Origin of the sequence: Marinomonas sp. UCMA 3892 (assembly GCF_012726345.1) — a bacterium.
Classification (GTDB): domain Bacteria; phylum Pseudomonadota; class Gammaproteobacteria; order Pseudomonadales; family Marinomonadaceae; genus Marinomonas.
On the sequence record NZ_PTXN01000009.1, the window covers coordinates 196,650 to 221,940 of the forward strand.

Below are 25,291 nucleotides of genomic sequence, written 5' to 3' on the forward strand. Positions count from 1 at the left end.
GCCTCCGTTGAGGCTTTTTTATTAGAAAATTCAGCTTACGCTTTTTTCAATACGGTCTTTCCACCCATATAAGGCACCAACACATCAGGAACACGCACACTACCATCAGCATTTTGATAGTTTTCAAGTACGGCAACTAATGTACGACCTACAGCCAAACCAGAACCATTCAAGGTATGTGCCAATTCTGGACGACCTGTTTCGGGGTTACGCCAGCGCGCTTGCATACGACGAGCTTGGAAATCCCACATATTTGAGCAAGAAGAAATTTCACGGTATTTACCTTGACCCGGCAACCACACTTCAATGTCGTAAGTTTTGTGTGCAGAGAAGCCAAGGTCACCGCCACACAAAATCACAGTTCGGTAAGGAAGCTCCAGTTTCTGCAAAATTACTTCTGCATGACCAACCAACTCCTCTAACACTTGTTCAGAAATATCTGGACGACAAACATGAACCAGCTCAACTTTTTCAAACTGATGCTGGCGAATCATACCGCGAGTATCACGGCCATAGCTGCCCGCTTCACTACGGAAACAAGGTGTATGAGCAACAAATTTCTTGTGCAAATCAGCGTCATTTAAAATTTCATCACGAACCAGATTCGTCACTGGCACTTCTGCCGTTGGAATCAGATAAAGATCGTTATTTCCGCTGTCTTTATCTACTGGCACTTTAAACAAATCAGCTTCGAACTTAGGTAGCTGACCTGTTCCTTTTAGAGAATGAGCATTTACCAAATACGGTACATACACTTCAGTGTAACCATGCAAATCAGCATGAGTGTTGATCATAAACTGAGTCAAAGCTCGATGTAGGCGCGCCAAATCAGAATGCATAACAGCGAAACGAGAACCGGTAATTTTTACCGCTGCTTCAAAATCGAGCATTTCCATCGCTTCACCAAGATCTACATGATCTTTTGGCTCAAAGTCGAATTGCTTAGGTGTTCCCCAACGACGAATCTCAACGTTATCATCTTCAGTTTTACCCTCAGGGACAGAGGCATGTGGAAGGTTTGGAATGCCTTCTAATAAGCTCTCCAACTCTTCTTGAACTTGTGTTAGCTGTGTTTTGGCTGCTTCAAGATCATCACCTAGCGTTGCTGTTTGTGCCTTTAATTCAGCCGCTTTGTCTTTATCGCCAGACTTCATCGCCTGACCAATCTCTTTGGACACTGAATTTCGGGCTTGTTGTAGCTGCTCAGTTTCTACTTGAATGGCTTTACGACGCTCTTCCAAGGAAGAAAAAGTCGCCACATCCAACTCATAGCCTTTCTTTTTAAGTTGAGCCGCAATGGCTTCCGGGTCAGCGCGTAATGCTTTAATGTCTAACATCTGGGCAACAATATCCTTCAATCAGTGTGTATAAATAAATTAGGTGTCTTCAAACAATAACAGGGATCAAAAAAAACGAGTAACAGCCATACCAGCCGCTAAACCAGCTATTCCCAAAACACAACTCAATAATAAATAGCTTACCGCACTTAGCCAAGCCTGCATGTTAATAAGAGAGACAATTTCTAAAGAAAAAGTCGAAAAAGTGGTAAATGCCCCTAAAAAGCCCACCATTATTAAAGGTCGGTATGGTTCAAGAGACGGCATACGCTCGCTTATCACTACAAACGCCACGCCCATCAACACACAGCCTAGAACATTAATCGCCATAGTCGCAAAGGGAAAATGGTGATTCCAGTAGGTATTAATCCATTTTGTCATACCATAACGACTTAATGCGCCAAAAGCGCCACCCACCGCAATCATAAAATACATCATTCTTTATACCCTTGAGACAAGTCATAACGCTGCAATGGACTTTGATCGTCTAAATCAGACAACCAAGCCAGTTTGTCATTGATTTTTTTCTCTAAACCGCGATCGGTAGGTTGATAATAGCGCATGTTAGCCAGCTCTTCAGGCATATAGTTTTCCCCTGCGGCGTAAGCATGTTGCTCATTATGAGCGTAGCGATATTCATCTCCGTGCCCCATACTTTTCGCCAAAGAGGTTGGTGCATTACGCAAATGTACAGGCACTTCATAACTAGGTTGCGCCGCAACATCAGACATTGCCTGATTAAAGGCTTTATAAACTGCGTTGCTCTTGGGTGCGCACGCCATGTATACAGCAGCTTGCGCAATAGCACGATTTCCTTCACCCGGACCAACTCGCTCAAAGACATCCCAAGCGTTTAAGCCAATTTGCAAAGCTCTAGGATCTGCATTGCCAATATCTTCTGATGCTATTGCCAGTAAACGACGCGCTATGTATAAAGGATCGCAACCGCCATCCAGCATACGTGCCATCCAATATAAGGCGCCATCAGGCGAGGAGCCACGAACGGATTTATGAAACGCCGAAATTTGGTCGTAAAACACATCTCCCTTACGATCAAAACGACGAACACTGCCGCCCAATACATCTTCTAACTGCTCTTGAGTCACCTTACTTCCCGGCTCTACAAGATCAGATAATATCTCTAAAAAGTTGAGGCCTCGACGAATATCACCATCAGCGGCTTGCGCAAGAATAGATAAGAAATAATCGTCTATTTGAAATGCATTGCCCTGTGAATCCGCAGCAATTCCCTTGTCGTGATCCTGTAAAGCTCGAACCAACACCTGTTTAACATCTTCAACACTTGGTGTTTTCAAACGATAAACACGCGCTCTTGATAACAATGCAGAATTAAGTTCAAAGGCAGGATTTTCTGTGGTGGCTCCAATAAATAAGAAGGTACCATCTTCAATAAATGGCAGAAAGGCATCCTGCTGTGACTTATTAAAACGGTGCACTTCATCGACAAATAACACCGTTTGTGTGCCGTTCATCGCACGTAACTGCTTCGCTTGATCTACCGCAGCACGAATTTCTTTCACACCAGACATGACGGCAGATATTTCAATAAACTGTGCATCCAAGGCATGAGACAGAAGCTGAGCAAAAGTAGTCTTACCTACGCCCGGAGGCCCCCACAGAATAAAAGAATGGCAATGACCTGTCTCCACCATTCTTCGCAATGGCTTTCCCGGACCAACTAAGTGCGACTGCCCGATGTAATCATCTAGACTAGCTGGCCGCATTCTGGCTGCTAGCGGCTGATACCCGCCTGTTGGAATGTCCGAAAAAAGATCCTTCATTACTGACCTTCTACAATCACATCCACGTTTGCAGGCAAGTCTAAGACAAAGTTTTCTTTCGCCACACCTTCATGCGTCTCAACATTTTTAAATTCAATCACCGTTGTTTGTCCTAGCGCATCTAAAATACTCATCGCGCTAATCACTTTATTGCGAAAAGACAGTGTCAGTGTTTGAAATAAATCCTGGTCTTCTTTCGGCGCTAAACGAAACTTTTCATCGCCAAGCTTCGTCACATTGTAGTGTGGAAGCACTTCTGCTGCTGGCTGACCTAATAGCGCAGCCGGAGAATTCCCTACCGCACCAGACAAAGGCTTCTTCGTCGCTTGCTCTAAATCCACATCCCAAACGGTAATATATTTACCATCAGAAATAATACGCTGGGCAAAAGGCGTCACGCTATCCCAAACAAATTGATTAGGCTTTGCCAGAAGAAAAACACCTTCACTTACTTGCAGTTGCTTGCCCTTTTCATCATACGTGACCTGTCGAAACTCACCTTCAATATTACGATTCAATTCTAACAAACTTTCTATCGAGCTGGTTGCATCGGCTGCTTGCACCATCGCTGTCTGAAAAACCGTTACGATAGTAAACATAGCCATAGTGACTAATTTATTTAACAAGTTGTATCTCCATAAAAACATTAAAAATAAGAGTTCCGAAAAACAAGAACTCTTGAACCATCATTCTTTATTCTGGAATCAAAATATCACGCTGTCCGTTGGTTCCCATTGGGCCAACTAGACCTGCAGCCTCCATTGATTCAACCAAGTTAGCCGCTCTGTTGTAACCTATTTTTAATCGGCGCTGAATAGAGGATATCGAAGCTTTACGCGTTTCAATGACAATTTTCACAGCATCATCATAAAGTGCATCTTTATCTTCTCCACCACCGTCAGTCATTAGGTCTTCGGGGTTCACTACTACATCCTGAATATAGTCTGGCTCGCCTCGTTGCTTCCACTCTTCAACCACTGCATGTACTTCTTCATCAGATACAAAGGCACCATGCACACGAATTGGAGTTGGCAAACCAGCAGGTAAATACAACATATCCCCCATACCCAACAGCTGATCTGCACCGCCTTGATCAAGAATCGTTCGTGAGTCAATTTTCGAAGAAACCTGAAATGCCATACGAGTTGGAATGTTCGCTTTTATTAAGCCGGTAATAACGTCTACAGACGGACGCTGTGTCGCGAGAATTAAGTGAATACCCGCAGCACGCGCTTTTTGTGCAATACGAGCGATTAGCTCTTCCACTTTTTTACCGACAATCATCATCATATCGGCAAATTCGTCGACTATGATTACAATGTAAGGCAAAGGCTCTAAATGTGGCACAGTGCGAGCAACACCATCTTCCGAGAACATAGCCATTTCAGGTTGCCATAATGGATCTTGAATTGGCTTACCTGCTTCAATAGCATCTCGCACTTTTTTGTTATAACCCGCGATATTTCGCACACCTAATTTTGACATTAGTTTATAGCGACGCTCCATTTCATCTACCGACCAACGCAAACCATTGGCAGCGTCTTTCATATCCGTAATAACAGGTGTCAATAGATGTGGAATACCTTCATAGATCGATAACTCAAGCATTTTTGGGTCAACCATGATCATACGCACTTCATCTGGCGTCGATTTTAGCAACATACTTAAAATCATGGCGTTAACACCAACCGACTTACCTGAACCTGTTGTACCTGCAACAAGCACATGAGGCATTTTTGCTAAATCGACAACAACAGGCTCACCAGAAATATCATGACCGAGTGACAAAGTAAGCGGCGAAGAAGATCTATCATAGGCTTCACAGTTTATAACTTCAGAAAAATACACGGTATCGCGAACTTGATTCGGAATCTCGATCCCGATGGTCGATTTACCAGCAATTACCTCTACGACTCGCACACTCATCACACTTAAAGAACGCGCAAGATCTTTTGCTAAGTTGGTAATACGAGATACTTTTACTCCTGGTGCCGGCTGAATTTCAAAACGAGTAATAACAGGACCAGGATTAACCTCAACCACGTCAGCTTTTACCCCAAAGTCTTGCAAACGCTGCTCTAGCAATTCAGATAATGCCAATAATTCATCTTCTGAATAGCCTCCTTGCTTTGGCTTTGGCTTGGTAAGAACGGAACGATCAGGCAAAGAGTAAGCTTCAACTTTTTTATTACCTTCGACCTCATCGGCATAAGGACCGCTAAGAGAATCTAGCTGTTTAGCTTCAGACAGCGTACGAAATGCCGGTTTATGTGCCGGAGGAATCATCGAAGGCTGTTTGTCATCATTAAACAGCATGGCATCAGCTTGCTCTTTAGAAATACTTGAAGGAACAACTTCTTGCTTATCCTCATCCTCCCATTCAAAAGGCTTCGCTGCTGCTGTTTGTTTAGGTTGAGCAATCTTGTCTTTCGCTACGTCATCACGTTTTGTTGACCAAGATTCTTCGATATAAAGAGTATCGCCAAAATTAACGTCTTTATCATCAAAGGATAGGCCGTCAACAGACAAGTCATCTAAACCTCCAAACGCAGGTTCTTCATGAGTGATTGGCAAATCCGCAGGGGATTCATCTGCTTTAGCCGATTTAAATTTTGAAAACAGAGAAGGCAAACGAAACCTCGATTTCTTACCTTCCTCTAGATGAGACTCCTCACCTAATGAATCTTCAAACAAAACGTTAGGATTTGACTTGTCTTTTGAATGATCTTTGATAGCAGGCTCAATAGAAGCTTTTCTTCTCTTTCTAACAATCGCAGGCTCCTCTACTTCATCTGCTATATCAACACTATCAGCAGCACTGGCTTTTTTACTGGCTTTTGCTTCACGGCTATCAGCCCATTTTTGGCGAATATACATGACGAAGGTGTAAGCCCTTTCCCCCAAACTGTCCATCACCCCTAACCAATGAACTTGAGACAATAAAGTAAAAGACAAAATCACCAAAGCCAAACTAACTAAAGTTGCGCCATCATAACCAATAAAGCCATACAGCAAGACCCCAAGACCACGTCCCAATATCCCACCAGTACCATATTGCAGAGAAGGCTCACCCACCGTATGCAAAAAACACAGCACAGAGCCAAATGATAAATATAAGATGCTACCGACAGTGCAAAGCAAAGCGTTATTGAGTGGTAACAGAGAGTGAGGATTACGCCATATAATTATAGCAACCCAGAAAAACAAAGGAGGCAAAGAATAAAACAAAGAACCAAAAAAGCCAGATGCTAAATCCGCAAGAATGGCACCGATTGGCCCCATAGAATTTTGAGTCGCAGCGCCGCTACCTGAATAAAACCAACCAGCATCATCTGGACTGTAGGTATAGGTCGCCAAACCAAAGAAGAATAAAAATAACAAAGCCGCAATAAATGCCGCTTGCTTGGCAAACATATCCCAAATTGGTGATCGTACCGACTCACTCATTTTTTCTGACAAAACGCGCCTTCCTATCTTATGCTAATCAAAACAAAACATGCCCCATACAGCTGAGTCATAAGTTCGCTAAGCTTACCATAAAAAAAGCCAACCCAAAGGGCTGGCTTTCGCTTTTACCAGTAAAGATATTCTCTTTTCTAAAGAATACCTTATACAAAAAGTCTTAGAAGAAAACTTTTACACCAACAATGTTTTTACCGATATCACTATTTAGCTCAGCATCGCCATTGTAGTTTTTGTAGTAGTAAGTTAGATCACCAACAGCATACTCTGCAATGAAGTAAGTCGCATCAACATGGTCAGCCTTACCAGCTTTACCTGAATTTTCTAGATCACGAGCATATTCATAAGTAAGAGTCAAAGCATCAGTCACGGCCAAAGCAATGTTAATCTGAGCTTGTTCAACATCAGTAGTTGCTGAAGAAGAATCTGTATCAACGTCATCAATAGTCTTACCAGCACCGTAGTTAGCAGAAATAGTAGCCATACCAACAGTCGTTTGAGCGCCGATGTTATAAGCATTAGTGTCGCCGATAGCACCAGCTGAAACACCAAGCTTAACTACACCAAAATCTTTAACATAAGACAGTGCTACACCGATTTCAGAATCAATTTTTTCTTGGGACGTAACAGCAGGAGTAACAACTACACCACCAGCAGTAACAGCAGCTTTAGATACTCGAACATTACGTGAACCAGATGCCTCTACAGCAACAGTAAACTCTGGAGTTACTTTGTAACGGATACCTGTATTATCAGTTTCTTTGTTAACAACGCGGTTATCACGAGTATCAACACCACCGAAGATCTCATCCATCCCCATGAAAGCGCCAGTAGCTACTGACCCATCAAAACGGCCAAAAGAAACTGCACCTTGTTTTACGTACAGTTTTTCCATATTGATATCGGTACCTTCGTCTTCACCTGTAGTTTTAAACTCAAGCTCAGCATAAACAATACCAGTATCAACATGAAGTTCTAACTCACCAAGATCAGTACCATCTGCTGTATCACCTTTAGTATCTGATGCACTACCATGGTATTGAACATACTCAACACCAGCTTCACCAGTGATGATAGCATCAGCAGCGAAGGTAGCAGTAGAAACAGCAGCCGCAACAGCAGTTACCGCAAACACAGAAGCAAGTTTAATCGCTTTCATTCAAGATTCCCCTTTATATTATATTATATGGTCTTGTAGACCTATCGATCGATTTTCATCTAACCAAGAAACGTTGTTAAATCAACGATTCGTGTATCTTAAAACCTATCAGTTTCACTTTCATGACAGTTATCAAAAAAGCAAATATCTTGTAGTTCCGAATACCGTATTCGACTTATCTTTTCGAATTACTGTTTAGGACTGCACCGATTAAAACCAAGTTTTCCATTACGGGTCAAGCACTCCTTGCACTTTTTTTCTTTTTTTTTTCATTTTGCACCCTTTTTTGGACGAAAAACACCCAACAAGAGCCTTAAATAACATTTTTCTTAAGTTATTCATGCACATTAAAGACAATTAAGAATAACATTGTGTCAATAAGTAGCAAGAACAATATCTTTTCTTGCTCAATCTTAATTATCGGTGCACAGCTTTTTTTCTTTAGTTTTTTTAATAAAAAACATACAAAGATAGTTTTTATGATTAAAAAAACTATAATCAGTAAATAAAAATGATCCGTAAAAAAACTGGGAACACAATCACCTCATGTCAGCTTCCACTAACAGTGAAAAGCACGAACTCATATTACTATCAGAGTCACCGTACGACACACCAAACCCAAACAAAGCACTAGACGACCCCGAAGGGTTATCCGCTATTGGTGGAGACCTTTCTTCAACACGATTACTCCATCTCTACAGCAAAGGTTTTTTTCCTTGGTTTAGTGATCCCGATCCTATTTTGTGGTGGCATCCTGAACAAAGATGCACACTCAATCCAGATCACTTCCATATTTCAAAATCGCTAAAAAAAGCGATAAAAAAAGACCAATGGTTATTTTCTGTCAATCAAGAATTTGAGTCCGTAATCGGCTATTGCTCTGCCCTTCGAGCCGACAAGGAAGGAACTTGGATATCAACAGACATTAAAAATGCTTACACCAAATTACACAAATTAGGCTATGCACACTCCATTGAAATTTGGCAGAAAAATAAACTCGTAGGTGGGTTTTACGGCATAGCAATGGGCAATATGTTTTTTGGTGAATCTATGTTTTCACTTATTCCAAATGCATCAAAAATAGCCCTAAAAAAATTCTGCGAACTAACCAAGGACTGCGGAATTGAGTTGATAGACTGCCAAGTAGAATCGGATCATTTACTATCTCTAGGCGCAAAAAAAATGCCCAGAGAGAATTTCTGTGATGCTTTAGAACAACTCATCCCAAACATAAAAAAGAACTCAGTTCTCATAAATATTGGTAAAAAACCTGAAAAACAACCGATTTAGCTCAAAAATAGACGCCATGAAAACGCAACTAGGTTTGCCTTACGCCGCATTTTTAGGCAAAATACGCTCGATCAAAATTCAGACGTCGCTAAATACACAATCATGATTAAGCTATTTAGCGCTCAATTGACCAAAGAGGAACATCTTTCCTCTTCGTCTGCAGACCTCCTCTTAGGTATGGTCGGCGTCTACTAAATAATAGTAAGTTAACACCATAGGACACATATTGTGGCAAAAGAAGAAGGCTTAGAAATGGAAGGCACTATCATTGATACGTTGCCTAATACCATGTTCCGTGTCGAACTAGAAAACGGACACGTTGTAATTGCACATATCTCTGGAAAAATGCGTAAAAACTACATCCGCATTTTGACTGGCGATAAGGTTAAAGTTGAATTAACACCTTACGATCTTTCAAAAGGCCGTATCGTTTACCGCGCACGCTAATTTAAGCAACCCAGCATGGGCAGCTTAAATTGATGACATAAAAAAACCGGACCAAGTCCGGTTTTTTTATGTCATGACAGTTGCATTATTTTATAAAAACTAATGCACAACAGCCTCTTTGATGACTTCAAATTTCAACTCATCACTCTTTTCATCCAAAGCCACTTTAACATGACCACCATCATGAAGATCACCAAAGAGGATATGATCCGCTAGCGGCTTCTTCAAATGCTCCTGAATGACACGAGCCATAGGTCGCGCCCCCATCTGGCGATCGTAACCTTTGTTAGCCAACCAGCCTCTAGCAGTGTCTGAGACCTCTAGCAAGACACCTTTTGGATCAAGTTGGGCTTGAAGCTCAACCAAGAATTTATCAACGACGTTAAAGATAATTCGCTCATCAAGTTGCTGGAATTGAATTACAGCATCTAAGCGGTTTCTAAACTCAGGGGTGAAAGTTCGGTTAATCACTTCCATTCCATCTGTTGAGTTATCTTGGCTTGAGAAGCCAATCGAGCGACGAGCAAGTTCTTCAGCACCAGCATTTGATGTCATAACCAAAATGACATTGCGGAAATCTGCTTTACGACCATTATTGTCGGTTAAAGTACCATGATCCATAACTTGCAGAAGTAAGTTAAAGACCTCTGGGTGCGCTTTTTCAATCTCATCCAATAACACTACACTATGAGGATTCTTCGTCACCGCTTCGGTCAATAAACCACCTTGGTCAAAACCTACATAGCCTGGTGGTGCACCAATCAATCGAGACACCGCATGGCGCTCCATGTATTCAGACATATCAAAGCGAATCAACTCAAGTCCCAATTGCTTGGCAAGCTGCTTGGTCACTTCCGTTTTACCAACACCTGTTGGACCAGCCATCAAGAAAGAACCAATAGGTTTCTGTTCGGCTTTTAAACCAGCACGAGACAACTTAATCGCAGCAGACAAGGCATCAATGGCATTATCTTGACCGAAAACCACCATTTTTAGGTTACGTTCAAGATTAGACAGTACTTGTCTATCATCAGAGTTAACAGCTCTCACAGGTACTCTGGCGATCTTAGAAACGATATCTTCAATATCTGCAACCGTGATAACCGCTTTACGTTTACCTTCTGGTTGCAAGCGCTGGTAAGCTCCTGCTTCATCTATAACATCAATCGCTTTATCAGGCATATGACGATCTGTCACATAACGTTGAGCAAGCTCTGCTGCTGCTAATAAAGCTGGCTCTTCGTACTTCACCTTATGATGTTCTTCAAATGCACCAATGATGCCTTTCAAGATTTGATAAGTATCATCAACACTTGGCTCGTTTACATCAATTTTTTGGAAACGACGCGCTAAGGCATGGTCTTTTTCAAACACGCCACGAAATTCTTGGAATGTTGTAGAGCCAATGCAACGTAAGCCACCAGAACTCAATACTGGCTTAAGCAGATTAGAAGCATCCATTACCCCACCAGATGCAGCCCCTGCGCCAATGATGGTATGAATCTCATCAATAAAAAGAATCGCATTCGGCAATTTTTTTAATTCACCTAATAACTGCTTAAGGCGTTTTTCAAAATCACCGCGGTATTTTGTTCCGGCTAGTAACGCCCCCAAATCTAGGGAATAAACAACACCATCAGCAATAACTTCTGGCACTTGCCCATCAACAATGCGACGCGCCAACCCTTCAGCAATGGCCGTTTTACCAACACCTGACTCACCAACCAGCAAAGGATTGTTTTTACGACGACGAGAAAGTGTTTGTATCACTCGCTCCACTTCGTATTCACGACCGATTAATTTATCGATTTTCCCAGCTTTGGCTTCTTCGTTAAGATTGGTTGCGAATTTTTGTAACGGCGCAGTCGCTGTATCTTCTGCTTCGTCATCATGATCCATGTCCTGCGAAGACGCTTCACCTGTTTTAGATATACCGTGAGCCACATAATTGACCACATCAATTCGAGCCACACCATGACGCTTTAAAAGATAAACGGTTTGAGATTCTTGTTCGCTAAAAATAGCCACCAGCACGTTGGCACCTGTGACTTCGCGCTTACCAGAAGATTGAACATGAAAAACCGCACGCTGTAATACGCGCTGGAAACCTAAAGTTGGCTGAACTTCACGCTCATCGTCGTCTTCAGGGATTAGAGGTGTCGTACTGTCAACAAATTCCTCAAGCTCCTTACTTAAGGTATCTAAATTCACACCACATGCTTTGAGGACGCTTGAAGCAGCGCCATTTTCAATAAGAGCTAATAATAAATGCTCAACCGTCATGAATTCGTGACGCTTGTCACGCGCCGCTTTAAAAGCCGTGTTCAGGGTTTGTTCTAGTTCTTTATCTAACATTGCTATTCCCTCACTCTGAATCAGTCAACCTTTTGTAGGTCGCACATTAAGGGGTGCTCATTTTGTTCCACGAACTGTTGTACCATTGCTACTTTGGTTTCAGCAATATCAAAAGGGTAAATACCGCAAACTCCTTTGCCTTTTTGATGTACTTCTAACATTACCTGATTAGCTTTCTCCCCATCCATAGAAAAAAACCTCTGTAAAACAAATACGACAAAATCCATTGGCGTATAGTCATCATTAAACAACACCACCTGATACATTGAAGGTGGTTTTAATTCGGTTTCTTCAGGAGCAATCGCAATACTGGAATGTCCGTGTTGCTCATCATCTTCTGATACTAGTCTAATTTGTTGATCTGTAATCATCCCATGCCTCTGAGGCTACAATTTTTCACGTAATTTTGCCAAATATGACTTATTACTACTTAATATACGACTTATTATGAGTAATAGATTACCACTTGGATTTTACAAATACCAAAAGGGCTTCTACGCTCTTTATTGGGGTGACCAAATGTGCAATCAATGTTTACATATGAAATTCTAGCATTGATTGGTTAAAAACAATTTGCACCTATTTAGCAATCTACGCTATCCGAGCTATGTTTTTTAACGCGCTTATCGTCATCACTACTCGTTTTTGATGGCATAAGCAAACATCGACTGAGTGGATAAGGAGTGACTCATGCATCACGGATCAGTGAAGTGGTTTAACAACGCAAAAGGCTATGGCTTTATTGTGTCGGAAGATTTTAATGAAGATTTATTTATTCATTACTCAGCCATCAATATCGAAGGCTACAAAACGCTAAAAGCAGGCCAAGCGGTAACGTTTAACGTTGAACCTGGCGAAAGAGGCCTGCATGCCATTGAAATAAATCCGACATCACCTAAAGAAACTAAACAAGAGGACACTCATTCCGACGACAAAAACACTCAGCCGGCATAAAACCACTAGACAATCGCTATCCTAAAGCGGATTTGGTATCTTACTCCTCACTATGAGGAGTAAGACTAAGCTTTTTTACGCTCTTTTTTACTCTTTCCGTTCTTCCCAACCTTTTAATCGAGCTCATGCCTTCAAACTTAATTTTATTTAACAAACCTTTCCAAGTACTCTGCCAATTCTCTGCAGAGGGCGATAAGACCACTCTTGCCCAATATATTGAAATACCAGAGTTTTACCCTGCAGGAAGATTAGATTTTGATTCTGAAGGCCTTTTACTTTTAACCGATCAAGGCGCTTTACAGCACGTCATAGCATCACCTGATTTTAAACTACCCAAAACCTATTGGGTTCAGGTCGAAGGTGAAATTTCGGACGAAGCTTTGATAAAGCTCAGGCAAGGTATTGAACTAAAAGATGGACTGACTAAGCCAGCTCAAGCTGAACGTATGGCAGAACCAGATATTTGGGAAAGAGTTCCTCCGGTTCGTCATCGGGAGAACATCCCCACTAGCTGGCTATCACTGCAAATCCGCGAAGGTAAAAATCGACAAGTTCGTCGAATGACAGCGGCAGTTGGTTTTCCAACGCTTAGATTAATTCGATATGCCATTGGCCCGTATACTCTCGAAAATACAACGGTTGGCCAATGGAACTACATAGAACCAACCGACAATTTACTAAAAGAGGTTAATCAGTTTGAAGAGCAAAGAAAGAGGAAGGCTGCCTCACCTAACCGTCGCAGCACTGGTCAAAAAAGACAACCCGGATCCAAAGAAAACAAAATATCTCATGGTGAAGGAGTGGCAAGACGGAATACTCGTCCTAAATCAACCAGCCGGTCACATCGAAAATAACGAAAGCACCATAGAGGCGGTGATTCGAGAAACAAGAGAAGAGTCTGGCTGGATAGTTGAGCCTATTGGTTTGCTTGGCATGTATGCTTTTACTCCCTATGAAGGCGCAGACACTTATCATCGCCTATGTTTTTTATGTAATCCTGTTAGTGAAACTAACGAACCACTCGACAAAGGCATCACCTCTAGTCACTGGTTAACTTACGAAGAAATCATGGCACTACCTCATCGCAGCCCATTAATTAAAGCCTGTATTGAAGATTCGCAAAACAACCCCATTATTTCCTTATCATTCTTGTCAGATCAGTACTTGTCGCCTGTGCCGAGAACTCAAAAATGAAGTACAATGCGTAATCCAATTCACTGAGGCAATGCCTCTTCGTTTTACTAAATTAACAGTCGAGAAAAAACAGGTCATGAAAGAAAACCACTACCTAACAGCTCAACCAGCCAATCACGACAAAAAAGTCATTGTGGGCATGTCTGGCGGTGTCGACTCCTCCGTATCAGCACTTATTTTGATGCAGCAGGGTTATCAGGTTGAAGGTCTATTCATGAAGAACTGGGACGAAGACGATGGCACCGAATACTGCACAGCAAAAGACGACCTTGCGGATGCTCAGGCCGTATCAGATAAACTAGGCATCAAACTGCATACAGCTAACTTTGCCTCAGAATACTGGGACAATGTCTTCGAACATTTCCTTGCCGAATACAAAGCTGGTCGCACGCCCAATCCAGATATTCTGTGTAATAAAGAAATTAAATTCAAAGCGTTTCTAGAGTACGCTATGGCATTGAACGCTGATTATATTGCCACTGGGCATTATGTTCGCCGTGGAGAAAAAAACGGTGAGCCGCTTCTATTAAAAGGTTTAGACGGTAATAAAGACCAAAGCTACTTTTTGTATGCAGTTGGCAAAGACGAAATCGCCAAAACACTATTCCCTGTTGGAGAACTTGAAAAACCAGAAGTCCGCCGCCTGGCAGAAGAATTTGGCCTGATCACTCACAACAAAAAAGACAGCACCGGCATTTGCTTTATCGGCGAACGTCGCTTCAAAGATTTCTTAGAGCAATACCTACCTGCCCAACCGGGCGACATAGAAACTCTTGAGGGGGATAAAATTGCTCGCCACCATGGCTTGATGTATCACACTATTGGCCAACGCCAAGGTTTAGGCATTGGCGGTCTAGCCAAATACTCAGACGATCCATGGTATGTAGTTGAGAAAGACCTAGAGCGCAATGTTTTAATCGTAACGCAAGGTGGGCAACACGAATCGTTATTTAAAACGCATTTAATTGCCGACAACTTCGATTGGGTTGCGAGAGAAAAACCAACCTTCCCGCTAACCTGCAAAGCTAAATGCCGTTATCGCCAATCAGATCAAGAGTGTACCATCAATGAATTAGCCGATGGCCGTGTTGAAGTATCCTTTGTAGAACCTCAACGAGCAGTCACTCCAGGCCAGTCCGTGGTGTTTTATGTGGATGACGTTTGTCTTGGTGGCGGCATAATTAACGTCGCCTTTAACAAGTAATTATTGAGAGAGAAAGCGTGAGTAGCAGAGAAAAAGAGCAAACTATCGCCTTGTCCGCCATTTTTCAAGCGGCAGAATTGGTGTCGATTTTAGCAAAAACAGGTCAGGTAGATAATGCCAGCTTACAACCATTGCTAGAAAGCCTATTAATGGTTAACGCAGCCTCTACTGAAGATATTTATGGTGGCCAATGGGATTACTCAACCAATCTTGCCCTAGGAAGAAAAATCTCTCGACAAGCCTTAGGCAAAGAACGCAGTAGCGTCAATCCTGACACTCTTAGATATGCGCTTAGCCTAATTCATCTAGAAAACAAATTGTCAAAAACGCCAGAGATGTTGTCCACTATTGGGCAAAAAATAGCTCAAATCGAGCAAAAAAAAGCTCACTACGAAAGTGTTCTACACGAAAACATGGTGGCATCAATTTCGGGGATGTATCAAGATACCCTGAGCAAGTTATCCTTTCGTATTCAAGTACATGGCGACAGTCGTTTTTTACAGCAACCACAAGTTGCTAACCAAGTTAGAGCCATTCTAATGTCTGGAATTCGTGCAGCCATGCTATGGCGACAACTAGGCGGTAAACGCTGGCATTTAATTTTTAAACGAAAGGCATTATTGAGTGCTCTAGAATCACGCAATTAATACTTAAAAGACCCTGTGGGTCTTTTTTATGCCTAGATAAATAACCTTAAATAGCCAACTGGCAATCAAAGTGGTTGAGCAAAAATCTCAGTGAATAATTGAAATCAATTTCCACTATATCTGAGAGCCAATATCTCTACGTTGTTTTTTTATGTAGTATATCGTACAAATTTTTAACCTGTAAGAGCAGTTTAAATTAGGGAATGGCGGCTAAAAGTCATCTTCGATTCAATAGGCTAATGCCTGAAATGTTAGGGGAATTACATGTCAACGAAACAAACCATTTACTATACATTTACTGATGAGGCGCCAGCTCTGGCAACCGCGTCTTTACTTCCTATCTTTGGCGCTTTCGCCAAAGAAGCAGACATCGAACTAAAATTGACAGACATATCTTTGGCTAGTCGTGTTATCGCTGCGTTTTCTGACCGACTTCCTGCTGACAAACAAGCTGAAGACGGCCTAAAATTCCTAGGTGATTTAACTGCAGACCCTCAAGCGAATATCGTTAAACTACCTAACATCAGTGCGTCACTACCTCAACTTAATGCGACAATTAAAGAATTAAACGCAGAAGGTTATGGTCTTCCAGAATACCCAGAAAACCCACAAACTGACGAAGAAAAAGAAGTTCAAGCACGCTACTCTAAAGTTCTTGGTAGTGCGGTAAACCCAGTTCTACGTCAAGGTAACTCTGACCGTCGCGCACCAGCAGCGGTAAAAGGTTATGCTCGCAAAAATCCTCATTCAATGGGCAAATGGAAAAAAACTTCTATTTCACATGCTGATTACATGCGTGATGGTGATTTTTACTCTTCTGAGCAATCTGTCACTATGGATTCGGCGCAAACAGTTCGCCTAGAGTTCGTTGGTACAGATGGCTCCGTTGAGGTGAAAAAGTCACTTCCTCTACTAGCTGGTGAAATCATCGATAGCATGAACATCAGCACCAAAAAGCTTCGCGCTTTCTTTGAAGCGACAATGCAAGAAGCAAAAGAAGACAACATCATGTGGTCTGTGCACCTTAAAGCAACCATGATGAAAGTGTCTCACCCTATCGTATTTGGTCATGCTGTAACTGTTTTCTACAAAGACGTTTTTGAAAAATACGGTGAGCTTTTCAAAGAAATCGGCGTAAACCCAAACAACGGTTTAGGTAGCGTATACGACAAGATCCAAAGCCTTCCAGAAGCGAAACAAGAAGAGATCAAACAAGCAATCCAAGACGTTTATAAAACTCGTCCTGAATTAGCTATGGTTGATTCTGATAAAGGCATCACTAACCTACACGTACCAAGTGACGTTATCGTTGATGCCTCTATGCCAGCTATGATCCGTAACTCTGGTAAAATGTGGGGCCGTGATGGCAAAGCACACGACGCTAAAGCCGTCATTCCAGACAGCACTTACGCTCGTATTTACCAAGAAACGATCAACTTCTGCAAAACCAATGGCGCATTCGACCCAGTGACAATGGGTACTGTGCCAAACGTTGGTCTAATGGCTCAAAAAGCAGAAGAATACGGCTCGCATGACAAAACATACGAAATGAAAGCTGACGGTGTTATGCGCGTTGTGGATGCAAACGACAATATCTTGATGCAACACAATGTTGAAAAAGGCGATATTTGGCGCGCTTGTCAAACTAAAGATGCGGCGATCCGCGACTGGGTGAAACTAGGTGTTACTCGAGCACGTCAATCTGACACTCCAGCTGTATTTTGGCTAGAAGACGAACGCGCACACGATAACGAACTTCGTAAAAAAGTAGAAACTTACCTAAAAGACCACGATACAAGCGGTCTAGACATTCGCATCATGCCTTACAACGAAGCAATCCGTTTCTCTATGGAACGTATTATTCGTGGTAAAGACACTATTTCAGTAACAGGTAACATTCTACGTGACTACTTGACTGACTTGTTCCCAATTTTGGAACTAGGCACCTCTGCTAAAATGTTGTCTATCGTACCAATGCTAAATGGCGGTGGTATGTATGAAACTGGTGCGGGCGGTTCTGCTCCTAAGCACGTTCAACAGCTTATGGAAGAAAACTACCTTCGTTGGGACTCTCTAGGTGAATTCCTTGCTGTAGCCGTTTCTTTCGAAGAGCTTGGCATCAAGCACAACAACGAAAAAGCGAAAATACTTGCTAAGTGCCTAGATAAAGCAACTGGCAAATTGTTAGATACTAACAAGTCTCCTTCTCGTAAAGTTGGCGAAATCGACAACCGCGGTAGTCATTTCTACCTAGCACTTTACTGGGCTCAAGAACTTGCAGCGCAAACTGAAGATGCTAATTTGGCAGCTAAATTCGCTCCTCTTGCTAAGCAGTTAGCCGATAACGAAGATAAGATCGTTGCTGAACTTGCGGCAGTACAAGGCAAGCCTTCTGGTCTATCTGGTTATTACCACATGGACCTGAACGAAGTGGCTAAGATCATGCGTCCTAGCGCAACGTTCAATACCGCTCTAGCGACACTTTAAGTCACTAATTTAAAGCAAAGTAAATAATACACAAAACCCCGAGTAACTAAGTTACTCGGGGTTTTCTTCATCTATTTCATCTAATTTTCATTCTCTTCTACGATTTATCAGATAGCAGATAAATCGCAATATTCCATTACGATCCAATAATCAAGTTTTAACATGAGTTCTAGAACTAGACCTTAAAACTAGAGATAAGATCAGACAAAGCTTTCGATTGCCCCAAAACTTGCTTAGCAGCCATATTCGACTGTTCTGCATTTTCATTAGTCAGCTCTGCTTCATCACGAATAGAACGAATTCGCCCATCTATATTTTCTGAAGCTGCAGCCTGTTGCTCCATAGCCGATGCAATCTCAATAGCCATGGCAGAAATATTCCCCATAGAAGACGTAATCGTATGAAGGGCTTCTTTTGCCTTTAATGACTGAGCAACACTCTGCTCTGCCTGCTGCTTACTTTCCCCCATTACAAGTACAGCATCTTGCGAGCCTTTTTGTAATTGAGTAATCATTATCTGAATTTGTTCTGTGGAATCTTGAGTGCGCTTAGCAAGCGTTCTAACTTCATCAGCAACAACGGCAAAACCACGTCCCTGCTCACCGGCACGAGCCGCTTCAATCGCCGCATTTAATGCAAGCAAGTTAGTTTGATCGGCAATACCTCGAATTGAATCTAATATACTACCAACATCAGAGGTTTCTTTTTCCAAGGCCTGAAGCACTCGTGATGCTTTTTCAACGCCTTCAGATAATTGTTGTATTGATAAAACACTGTTATTCACAACTGTCTCAACTTCTTTTGCGATGCAATCTGATTCTTTTGCCGCTGTTGCCGCAGCATCAGCACTGTTAGCAACATGACGCACTGTGGTTTGCATCTCTGCCACAACACCTGCAATACCCGATGTTTCTTTTTGCAACCCCTGCATACCTATGCGCGTTTTGTTTGAGGCAGCTAGCATTTGCTCGCCAGCCACTGACAATTGAGTTGATTGACCTTGCTGCGTCACAACAAGGGAGTGAATTCCCTTAATAAACACATTAAAACTGTGTGCAACAGAGGCCAACTCATCACTGCCTTTGTCATCAAGGCGAACCGTTAAATCGCGAGCACCAACGGAAATATTATGCAGAGACGATTCAAGGGAATTCAAATCTGGAAGCACGCGGCGACGTAAAATAACTATCACACCAACAATCACAACACCCGAAATTAAACTGCTGATCAAAGACAAAAATTTAGAATCTTCAAGAGTCTCAATCGAAGCTACAGCACTCTTATCAAGTTGATCTGATAGTTCATTGGCGATTTTCTCTAACGATTCAGCCAAGCGCGCCGACTCTTGATCTAAACCACCAACACCTTTCATTAAACTATTACCAGCATCAGTGCCATTATTAATATAAGCAGAGGCCATTTCTCGACCTACTTTGTAAACCTGCTTTAATTGCTTCTCTAATTCATTAACGCGAGAAAGGTAACTCGGCATGATTCGAGCTAGTTCTTGCAAATTATTCATTGCCTCAGCCAAACTCTCATCAACTTCAGGCAAGGCTTCATCACTGCGCGTTGCGCCCATATCCGTCAAAAACTGTTGCACTTGCACAACGTAATAACGAGCATCCTTCATAGCAGATACAGCATCAGAGATAACTACTTGCTGACGAATGGCAGCTTCGTTACGAGTTAAGCCCTGCTTGCTAAGTAAATAAAGCGCAGACAAGGCTACCAATACAATAACAATGACCAAATTCATGATACGGCTGATCTTCATGTTCAATACTTTCCTAAATAACTTCTAAAAGGGCGTTAATTTGGCAGCATCATACAAGTGAGAAGAGTTTAAAACACCTTGATTTAACAAAAATATACTCAAAAAAACGAGTAATTAATAAACAGAACAAAAGACCAACTGTTTATAAGCTCATTAAAACTAAACCGCCTTCTGCAAATATACAGTCTGGCGTAGCGGTAGGCCGCGCTTTTGCCTATAATAGCGGCTCCCTGAAAACCATGTTCGAGGCGTTATCTCAATGGAATTAACTAGCTTAAATGCAATTTCCCCTATCGACGGTCGTTACGGATCGAAAACAAACGTACTACGTCGCTCCGTGAGCGAGTATGGTTTGCTGCGTATGCGAGTCATAGTCGAAGTTCGCTGGCTACAGGCTCTTGCCAAACACCCACAAATTGTTGAAGTTCCAGCATTGAGCAATGAAGCCAGCGCTTTATTAGATCAGCTTGCAGATAACTTCAGCGAAGCTGATGCACAAGCTATTAAAGATATTGAGAAAACCACGAACCACGATGTCAAAGCAGTGGAATATTTCATTAAGAACAAAATGGCTGATAACGCAGAGTTAGCAGCGATTTCTGAATTTGTTCACTTCGCTTGTACATCAGAAGACATCAACAACTTATCTCATGCATTAATGTTGCGTGAAGCATTGGAAGAAGGCATTACTCCAGAGCTTAAAAACGTCATCAAAGCAGTTCAAGATCTAGCAATCGAGCACGCTGAACAATCTATGTTGTCTCGTACGCATGGCCAAACTGCCTCACCAACCACAGTTGGTAAAGAAATGGCTAACGTTGCTGCGCGCCTTAGCCGCCAACTTAAGCAAATCGAAAACGTTGAATTTTTAGGCAAAATCAACGGTGCTGTAGGTAACTACAATGCTCACCTTTCGGCTTACCCTGATGTGGATTGGCAAGCACACGCTGAAGCGTTCGTTACTTCCCTGGGTTTGACTTGGAACCCTTACACGACTCAAATTGAACCTCATGATTACATCGCAGAGCTATACGACGCCATTTGCCGCTTCAACACCATCTTGATCGATTTCGACCGCGATGTGTGGGGCTACATTTCTATGGGCTTCTTCAAGCAAAAAACCATTGCTGGCGAAATTGGTTCTTCTACCATGCCGCATAAAGTTAACCCAATCGACTTCGAAAACTCCGAAGGCAACTTGGGTATTGCGAACGCAATCATGGGCCACTTGAGCGCTAAACTGCCAATCTCACGCTGGCAGCGCGACCTAACTGACTCTACGGTTCTTCGTAACCTTGGCGTTGGTTTAGCTCACAGCTTGATAGCTTACCAAGCAACTCTAAAAGGCATCAGCAAGTTGGAAATCAACGCTGCACGTCTTGAAGCAGATTTAAATAATGCATGGGAAGTATTGGCTGAGCCAATTCAAACCGTTATGCGTCGCTACGGCATCGAATCTCCATACGAGAAACTAAAAGAGCTAACTCGTGGCCGCACTATCGACCAAGCGACTATCGAAGCTTTTGTCGATACGCTAGAAATGCCTGAGCAAGCCAAAGCCGAATTGAAAGCGCTAACACCAAGCACTTACATCGGTAACGCTGTTGCACAAGCGAAAGCGATTCGTGACTAAGTCTTACTTTAACAAGTAAATAAAAGAGCCGATTTATCGGCTCTTTTTGCCTTCAAGGCTGCTAATCTTTAGCAATATCACTACTTTCTTTGTTCTTTTTTATTGAGCGATTTATGACAGACCTAAATACACCGTTGGCTATTCTTGGTGGCATGACAGCCCAAACCTTTATCGACGAATATTGGCAGAAAAAGCCTTTGTTAATTCGCGGTGGTCTTGTCGATTTCGCTGTGCCATTGGAAGCCGATGAGCTTGCAGGCATGGCAATGGAAGAAGAAATTGAATCTCGTATTGTGATCGAGAACGGACTAAGACCTTGGGAAATGCGCCAAGGACCTTTTACCGAAGACACTTTTGCTACCTTGCCTGAAAAAGAATGGACGTTATTAGTTCAAGCCGTTGACCATTGGGTACCAGAAGTCCAAACACTTAAAGAACGATTTGAGTTTTTACCCAGCTGGCGCTTAGACGACGTCATGGTAAGCTATGCAACAGAAGGCGGTAGTGTTGGCCCACATTACGACCAATACGATGTGTTCTTAGTACAAGTATCAGGTAAACGTCGCTGGCAGGTATTGTCGCCAGATGAATACCAAGATTCTGCGATCCCCAACATCAAATTACATATTTTAGACAACTTCCCTGTCAATTCAGAAATGGATTGGGAAGTGGAAGCTGGCGATATTCTATATTTGCCGCCTAACTTTGCACACAATGGCCGATCATTAGACGACGAGTGCATGACTTATTCCATCGGTTTTCGTGCGCCAAGTATGCAAGATGTCTTAACAGGTATTCGCGATAAACTTTGCGAAGCTGACAATGTTAAAGATCGCTTTGCCGCACCTGAAACAGCAAATCGTCAACACAGTGCGCACATCAGCAAAGACGATATTCAATACCTACAAACACAACTGGCTCGCCTTATTAATCAGCCCGACCTACTGGCTGAATGGTTAGGGGAAACGATGAGCGAGAGCAAGTATCCTGAATACCTCGTACCACTGAATCATGAAGAATTAAACGAAGCATTTAGCAGTGCGACACAAGGTCAAACTTTTATTCGCCCTGGCGATGCGCGTATTTGTTACTATGTTCAACAGAACACTGAGAACAAAGGTAAGATTAGCGTGTTTTGTAACGGTGAACACTTACTTGTGGATGCAGAACTAACGAGCTTTGTTGAAGCCGTTTGCCATCAAGTTGAGTTTGATTTTTCTGGGCTAGATTTGAAACAAAATACAGATCTAGAACCTCTTGTGCGCTTTCTCATTCGCCAGCAAGGGCTGATCGAATTGGTTGCACCAGAAGAATAAAAGAACGCAATATTAAGTAAGGTATTCACATGAAGGTTTTAACGTCAGACTGGAACAGCAGCAAAGATCAGCTTACCTTTGTGCGCAAACAAGTCTTTATCATTGAGCAAGGTATCGACCCAAAAGACGAATGGGACGAGCTAGATGAAGACGCCGTACACTTTGTATCCTTTGGTACGACAGCGGTTCCTACAGGAACCTGCCGCTTAACAGAAAACGGACAAATTAGTCGACTTGCTGTTTTACCTGCATATCGTCATCAGGGTTATGGTGAAATGCTGTTAAACCGAGCAATGAAAGTTGCCAGAGAGATGGGAATTCGCAAAGTCTTTTTGCATGCTCAAGTTGACGTACAGACCTTCTATGAAAAACAAAAGTTTCACGGTGATGGTAAAGTCTTTTTAGAAGCTGGAAAAATGCATATTCACATGGAACGAGACATTTAGCTTTATCTTTACCAGCCCATTTAAAACAAAAAAGCGAGTCATCCGATATGGGTCGACTCGCTTTTTTATGCATTTCTCTTAATACACTGTTTTTAATGTATTGCTTTAAGCTATTTCATTAAACAACAGCAATTAGCTCAACATCGAATTGTAAAACAGAGAAAGGTTGAATCATCGCGCCAGCGCCTTGAGCGCCGTAAGCCAATTCAGCAGGGATAGTAAGACGGTACTTCGCGCCTTCTTTCATCAACTGAAGACCTTCAGTCCAACCTGCGATAACGCCAGTTAGAGGGAATTCAATTGGCTCGCCACGAGCAATAGAGCTATCGAATACTTGTCCGTCAATCAAACGGCCTTCGTAATGTACACGAACAGTCGCTTCACGGCTTGGTGTTGCACCCGTACCTTCTTCAAGAACTTCAAACTGCAGACCACTTTCAGTCGTTTGAACGCCTTCTTTTGTTTTGTTTGTAGCAAGAAAATCTTCGCCCGCTTTCACATTCTCTTCAGACTCTGCACGGCCTTTTTCTTCCATTTTTTGCTGTAGTTCAGCAAAAGCAGCTTCTAGCTCTGCGCCAGGAACACGCATTTCAGTTCCGTTTAGTGCATCTTCAATCGCAGCAAAAAGATGCGTTAGAGACAATTCACCAAGATCGCTACCACGTAGTTGATCACCAATTTGACGACCAATGCCGTATGCGATTTTTGCTTCGTTAGAGTCGAACGACAGTTCTGACATGTTTACACTCTCTTATTCGTTTACTAAAAAATTGAACGCGTATCATAACATAGGCAAATCTCATGAGCTTGTTTTTCAAACGCCTCGACTTACCAAAACCTAAGCAGTGAAAATATATTAATCAGCCCTATAGATTTATTAAATGATATTCATTATCATTTAATAAATCTATATTCATTCAGGAGTGCGTTATGAAACATAAGAGCTTTATCCCGTCTCCAAAGAGATATATAAACGATAAAAAGCCGACCGATTATTGGGGTATGCTGTTTATTAGCTTTATCTTCTTGTCATCAATGAGCTGTTTTTTATTTGCTAATCATGGCAATCGACAAGCTTCCAATAGCTTATCGCTTACCACTCATCAAATAAGCACAACGATAATTGACACAGATCAGAGCAGCAAAAGTTAAAAAGATTAAGCTATAGGTACATTAAAAGAGGATCTTGCCATGTTACCTAAAATAAACACCATTGTTTACGCTTGCGATCTAGACGGTAAAACACAGGCCGCTATGGAGCTAGTACTGAGCTTAGCCAAAACTCATGGGGCAAAAGTCATATTAATGCATGCAATTGAGCCTTTAAATGCTCAAGCATCAAATATGATAAACAACTATATTACCGAAGAAGTTAGAAATGCAATGCGCAAAGATGCCATCACAGACATCAATACACGCATGGATAAATTGCTAGCTGAATTTATGGAAAAGTATTCAGAAGAACTGTGTAGTTTAGAAACAGCTCCTGAAACCTTGATAGTCAATGGCGCTCCAGCTGACTCTATTCAGCGCATTGCAAAAGAAAAAAATGCTGATTTAATTGTTATGAATAGCCGAACACATGGCCGACTAAGCCAAATGATCATTGGCTCAACGGCAAATAAAGTCATTCACACCAGCTCAATTCCAGTGCTAGTTGTACCGATAAAGTAACGGTTGTACCGATAAAATAGCTGTTGTGCCAATAAAATAACACGTTACTCTAGTCACACTTCTCTGTGTCCGATACACTTACTGTATATATAAACAGTAAGTGTATT

At 42.1% G+C, this 25,291-nt stretch carries 22 protein-coding genes; 12 read left to right on the top strand and 10 right to left on the bottom strand.

Features of this window, described 5'->3' with window-relative positions:
• Positions 1 to 35: 35 nt before the first annotated feature.
• The 6 genes from serS to B6N13_RS14475 all read right to left on the bottom strand — a co-directional run bounded on the left by serS (position 36) and on the right by B6N13_RS14475 (position 7,760).
• Positions 36 to 1,337 carry a serine--tRNA ligase gene (serS, locus tag B6N13_RS14450; RefSeq protein ID WP_012070929.1) on the bottom strand — a complete coding sequence of 434 codons (1,302 nt, stop codon included), beginning with the start codon at positions 1,335 to 1,337 and terminating at the stop codon, positions 36 to 38.
• Between the two features lie 66 nt (positions 1,338 to 1,403).
• Positions 1,404 to 1,775: a fluoride efflux transporter CrcB gene (crcB, locus tag B6N13_RS14455; protein WP_012070930.1), complete on the bottom strand. Its 372-nt coding sequence runs from the start codon at positions 1,773 to 1,775 to the stop codon at positions 1,404 to 1,406.
• Positions 1,772 to 3,139: a replication-associated recombination protein A gene (locus B6N13_RS14460; RefSeq protein WP_169459763.1), complete on the bottom strand. Its 1,368-nt coding sequence runs from the start codon at positions 3,137 to 3,139 to the stop codon at positions 1,772 to 1,774. Before B6N13_RS14460 ends, crcB begins: the two co-directional genes overlap by 4 nt.
• Positions 3,139 to 3,765: an outer membrane lipoprotein chaperone LolA gene (gene lolA, locus B6N13_RS14465; protein WP_248280342.1), complete on the bottom strand. Its 627-nt coding sequence runs from the start codon at positions 3,763 to 3,765 to the stop codon at positions 3,139 to 3,141. Before lolA ends, B6N13_RS14460 begins: the two co-directional genes overlap by 1 nt.
• Before the next feature lie 67 nt (positions 3,766 to 3,832).
• On the bottom strand, positions 3,833 to 6,586 hold the full coding sequence (locus B6N13_RS14470; RefSeq protein ID WP_169459808.1) for a DNA translocase FtsK: 2,754 nt from the start codon (positions 6,584 to 6,586) through the stop codon (positions 3,833 to 3,835).
• 175 nt (positions 6,587 to 6,761) lie between these two features.
• Positions 6,762 to 7,760, bottom strand: a complete 999-nt coding sequence (locus B6N13_RS14475; protein ID WP_169459764.1) for a hypothetical protein — start codon at positions 7,758 to 7,760, stop codon at positions 6,762 to 6,764.
• Between the two features lie 546 nt (positions 7,761 to 8,306).
• On the opposite strand from B6N13_RS14475, the gene aat reads away from it, so the two are divergent.
• Together aat and infA are read left to right on the top strand one after the other, a co-directional pair.
• Complete coding sequence (gene aat / locus B6N13_RS14480; protein ID WP_169459765.1) at positions 8,307 to 9,050, top strand: leucyl/phenylalanyl-tRNA--protein transferase; 744 nt, start codon at positions 8,307 to 8,309, stop codon at positions 9,048 to 9,050.
• 228 nt (positions 9,051 to 9,278) lie between these two features.
• Positions 9,279 to 9,497, top strand: a complete 219-nt coding sequence (infA, locus tag B6N13_RS14485; RefSeq protein ID WP_012070936.1) for a translation initiation factor IF-1 — start codon at positions 9,279 to 9,281, stop codon at positions 9,495 to 9,497.
• A 99-nt stretch (positions 9,498 to 9,596) separates the two neighbouring features.
• Here the strand turns inward: infA and clpA are convergent, their stop codons facing one another.
• Positions 9,597 to 11,852, bottom strand: coding sequence for an ATP-dependent Clp protease ATP-binding subunit ClpA (gene clpA, locus B6N13_RS14490; protein WP_169459766.1), 2,256 nt, complete (start codon positions 11,850 to 11,852; stop codon positions 9,597 to 9,599).
• Positions 11,853 to 11,872: 20 nt separating this feature from the next.
• On the bottom strand, positions 11,873 to 12,223 hold the full coding sequence (gene clpS, locus B6N13_RS14495) for an ATP-dependent Clp protease adapter ClpS (protein WP_012070938.1): 351 nt from the start codon (positions 12,221 to 12,223) through the stop codon (positions 11,873 to 11,875).
• A gap of 319 nt (positions 12,224 to 12,542) precedes the next feature.
• On the opposite strand from clpS, the gene B6N13_RS14500 reads away from it, so the two are divergent.
• The 6 genes from B6N13_RS14500 to B6N13_RS14525 all read left to right on the top strand — a co-directional run bounded on the left by B6N13_RS14500 (position 12,543) and on the right by B6N13_RS14525 (position 18,338).
• Complete coding sequence (locus B6N13_RS14500) at positions 12,543 to 12,806, top strand: cold shock domain-containing protein (RefSeq protein ID WP_012070939.1); 264 nt, start codon at positions 12,543 to 12,545, stop codon at positions 12,804 to 12,806.
• Between the two features lie 125 nt (positions 12,807 to 12,931).
• The gene (locus tag B6N13_RS14505; RefSeq protein WP_169459767.1) at positions 12,932 to 13,660 is read left to right on the top strand and encodes a pseudouridine synthase; all 729 of its coding nucleotides are present in this window, start codon (positions 12,932 to 12,934) and stop codon (positions 13,658 to 13,660) included.
• Positions 13,596 to 14,000: an NUDIX domain-containing protein gene (locus tag B6N13_RS14510; protein WP_169459768.1), complete on the top strand. Its 405-nt coding sequence runs from the start codon at positions 13,596 to 13,598 to the stop codon at positions 13,998 to 14,000. The genes B6N13_RS14505 and B6N13_RS14510 overlap by 65 nt, the downstream gene beginning before the upstream one ends.
• Before the next feature lie 76 nt (positions 14,001 to 14,076).
• A complete protein-coding gene (gene mnmA / locus B6N13_RS14515; RefSeq protein ID WP_169459769.1) occupies positions 14,077 to 15,204 on the top strand; it encodes a tRNA 2-thiouridine(34) synthase MnmA in 1,128 nt (375 codons plus the stop codon).
• 17 nt (positions 15,205 to 15,221) lie between these two features.
• Positions 15,222 to 15,851 carry a high frequency lysogenization protein HflD gene (gene hflD / locus B6N13_RS14520; RefSeq protein ID WP_012070942.1) on the top strand — a complete coding sequence of 210 codons (630 nt, stop codon included), beginning with the start codon at positions 15,222 to 15,224 and terminating at the stop codon, positions 15,849 to 15,851.
• A 264-nt stretch (positions 15,852 to 16,115) separates the two neighbouring features.
• On the top strand, positions 16,116 to 18,338 hold the full coding sequence (locus B6N13_RS14525) for an NADP-dependent isocitrate dehydrogenase (RefSeq protein ID WP_012070943.1): 2,223 nt from the start codon (positions 16,116 to 16,118) through the stop codon (positions 18,336 to 18,338).
• Between the two features lie 175 nt (positions 18,339 to 18,513).
• On the opposite strand, the gene B6N13_RS14530 is transcribed toward B6N13_RS14525, so the two are convergent.
• Positions 18,514 to 20,115 carry a methyl-accepting chemotaxis protein gene (locus B6N13_RS14530; protein WP_169459770.1) on the bottom strand — a complete coding sequence of 534 codons (1,602 nt, stop codon included), beginning with the start codon at positions 20,113 to 20,115 and terminating at the stop codon, positions 18,514 to 18,516.
• 259 nt (positions 20,116 to 20,374) lie between these two features.
• Between B6N13_RS14530 and purB the strand changes: the two genes are divergently transcribed.
• The 3 genes from purB to B6N13_RS14545 all read left to right on the top strand — a co-directional run bounded on the left by purB (position 20,375) and on the right by B6N13_RS14545 (position 23,510).
• Positions 20,375 to 21,748 carry an adenylosuccinate lyase gene (gene purB / locus B6N13_RS14535; protein WP_100187173.1) on the top strand — a complete coding sequence of 458 codons (1,374 nt, stop codon included), beginning with the start codon at positions 20,375 to 20,377 and terminating at the stop codon, positions 21,746 to 21,748.
• Positions 21,749 to 21,861: 113 nt separating this feature from the next.
• The gene (locus B6N13_RS14540; protein WP_100637423.1) at positions 21,862 to 23,064 is read left to right on the top strand and encodes a cupin domain-containing protein; all 1,203 of its coding nucleotides are present in this window, start codon (positions 21,862 to 21,864) and stop codon (positions 23,062 to 23,064) included.
• 29 nt (positions 23,065 to 23,093) lie between these two features.
• Positions 23,094 to 23,510: a GNAT family N-acetyltransferase gene (locus B6N13_RS14545; RefSeq protein WP_169459771.1), complete on the top strand. Its 417-nt coding sequence runs from the start codon at positions 23,094 to 23,096 to the stop codon at positions 23,508 to 23,510.
• Between the two features lie 118 nt (positions 23,511 to 23,628).
• Here the strand turns inward: B6N13_RS14545 and B6N13_RS14550 are convergent, their stop codons facing one another.
• The gene (locus B6N13_RS14550; RefSeq protein ID WP_072840989.1) at positions 23,629 to 24,249 is read right to left on the bottom strand and encodes an FKBP-type peptidyl-prolyl cis-trans isomerase; all 621 of its coding nucleotides are present in this window, start codon (positions 24,247 to 24,249) and stop codon (positions 23,629 to 23,631) included.
• Positions 24,250 to 24,701: 452 nt separating this feature from the next.
• On the opposite strand from B6N13_RS14550, the gene B6N13_RS14555 reads away from it, so the two are divergent.
• Positions 24,702 to 25,184, top strand: a complete 483-nt coding sequence (locus tag B6N13_RS14555) for a universal stress protein (RefSeq protein ID WP_169459772.1) — start codon at positions 24,702 to 24,704, stop codon at positions 25,182 to 25,184.
• Positions 25,185 to 25,291 lie beyond the last annotated feature (107 nt).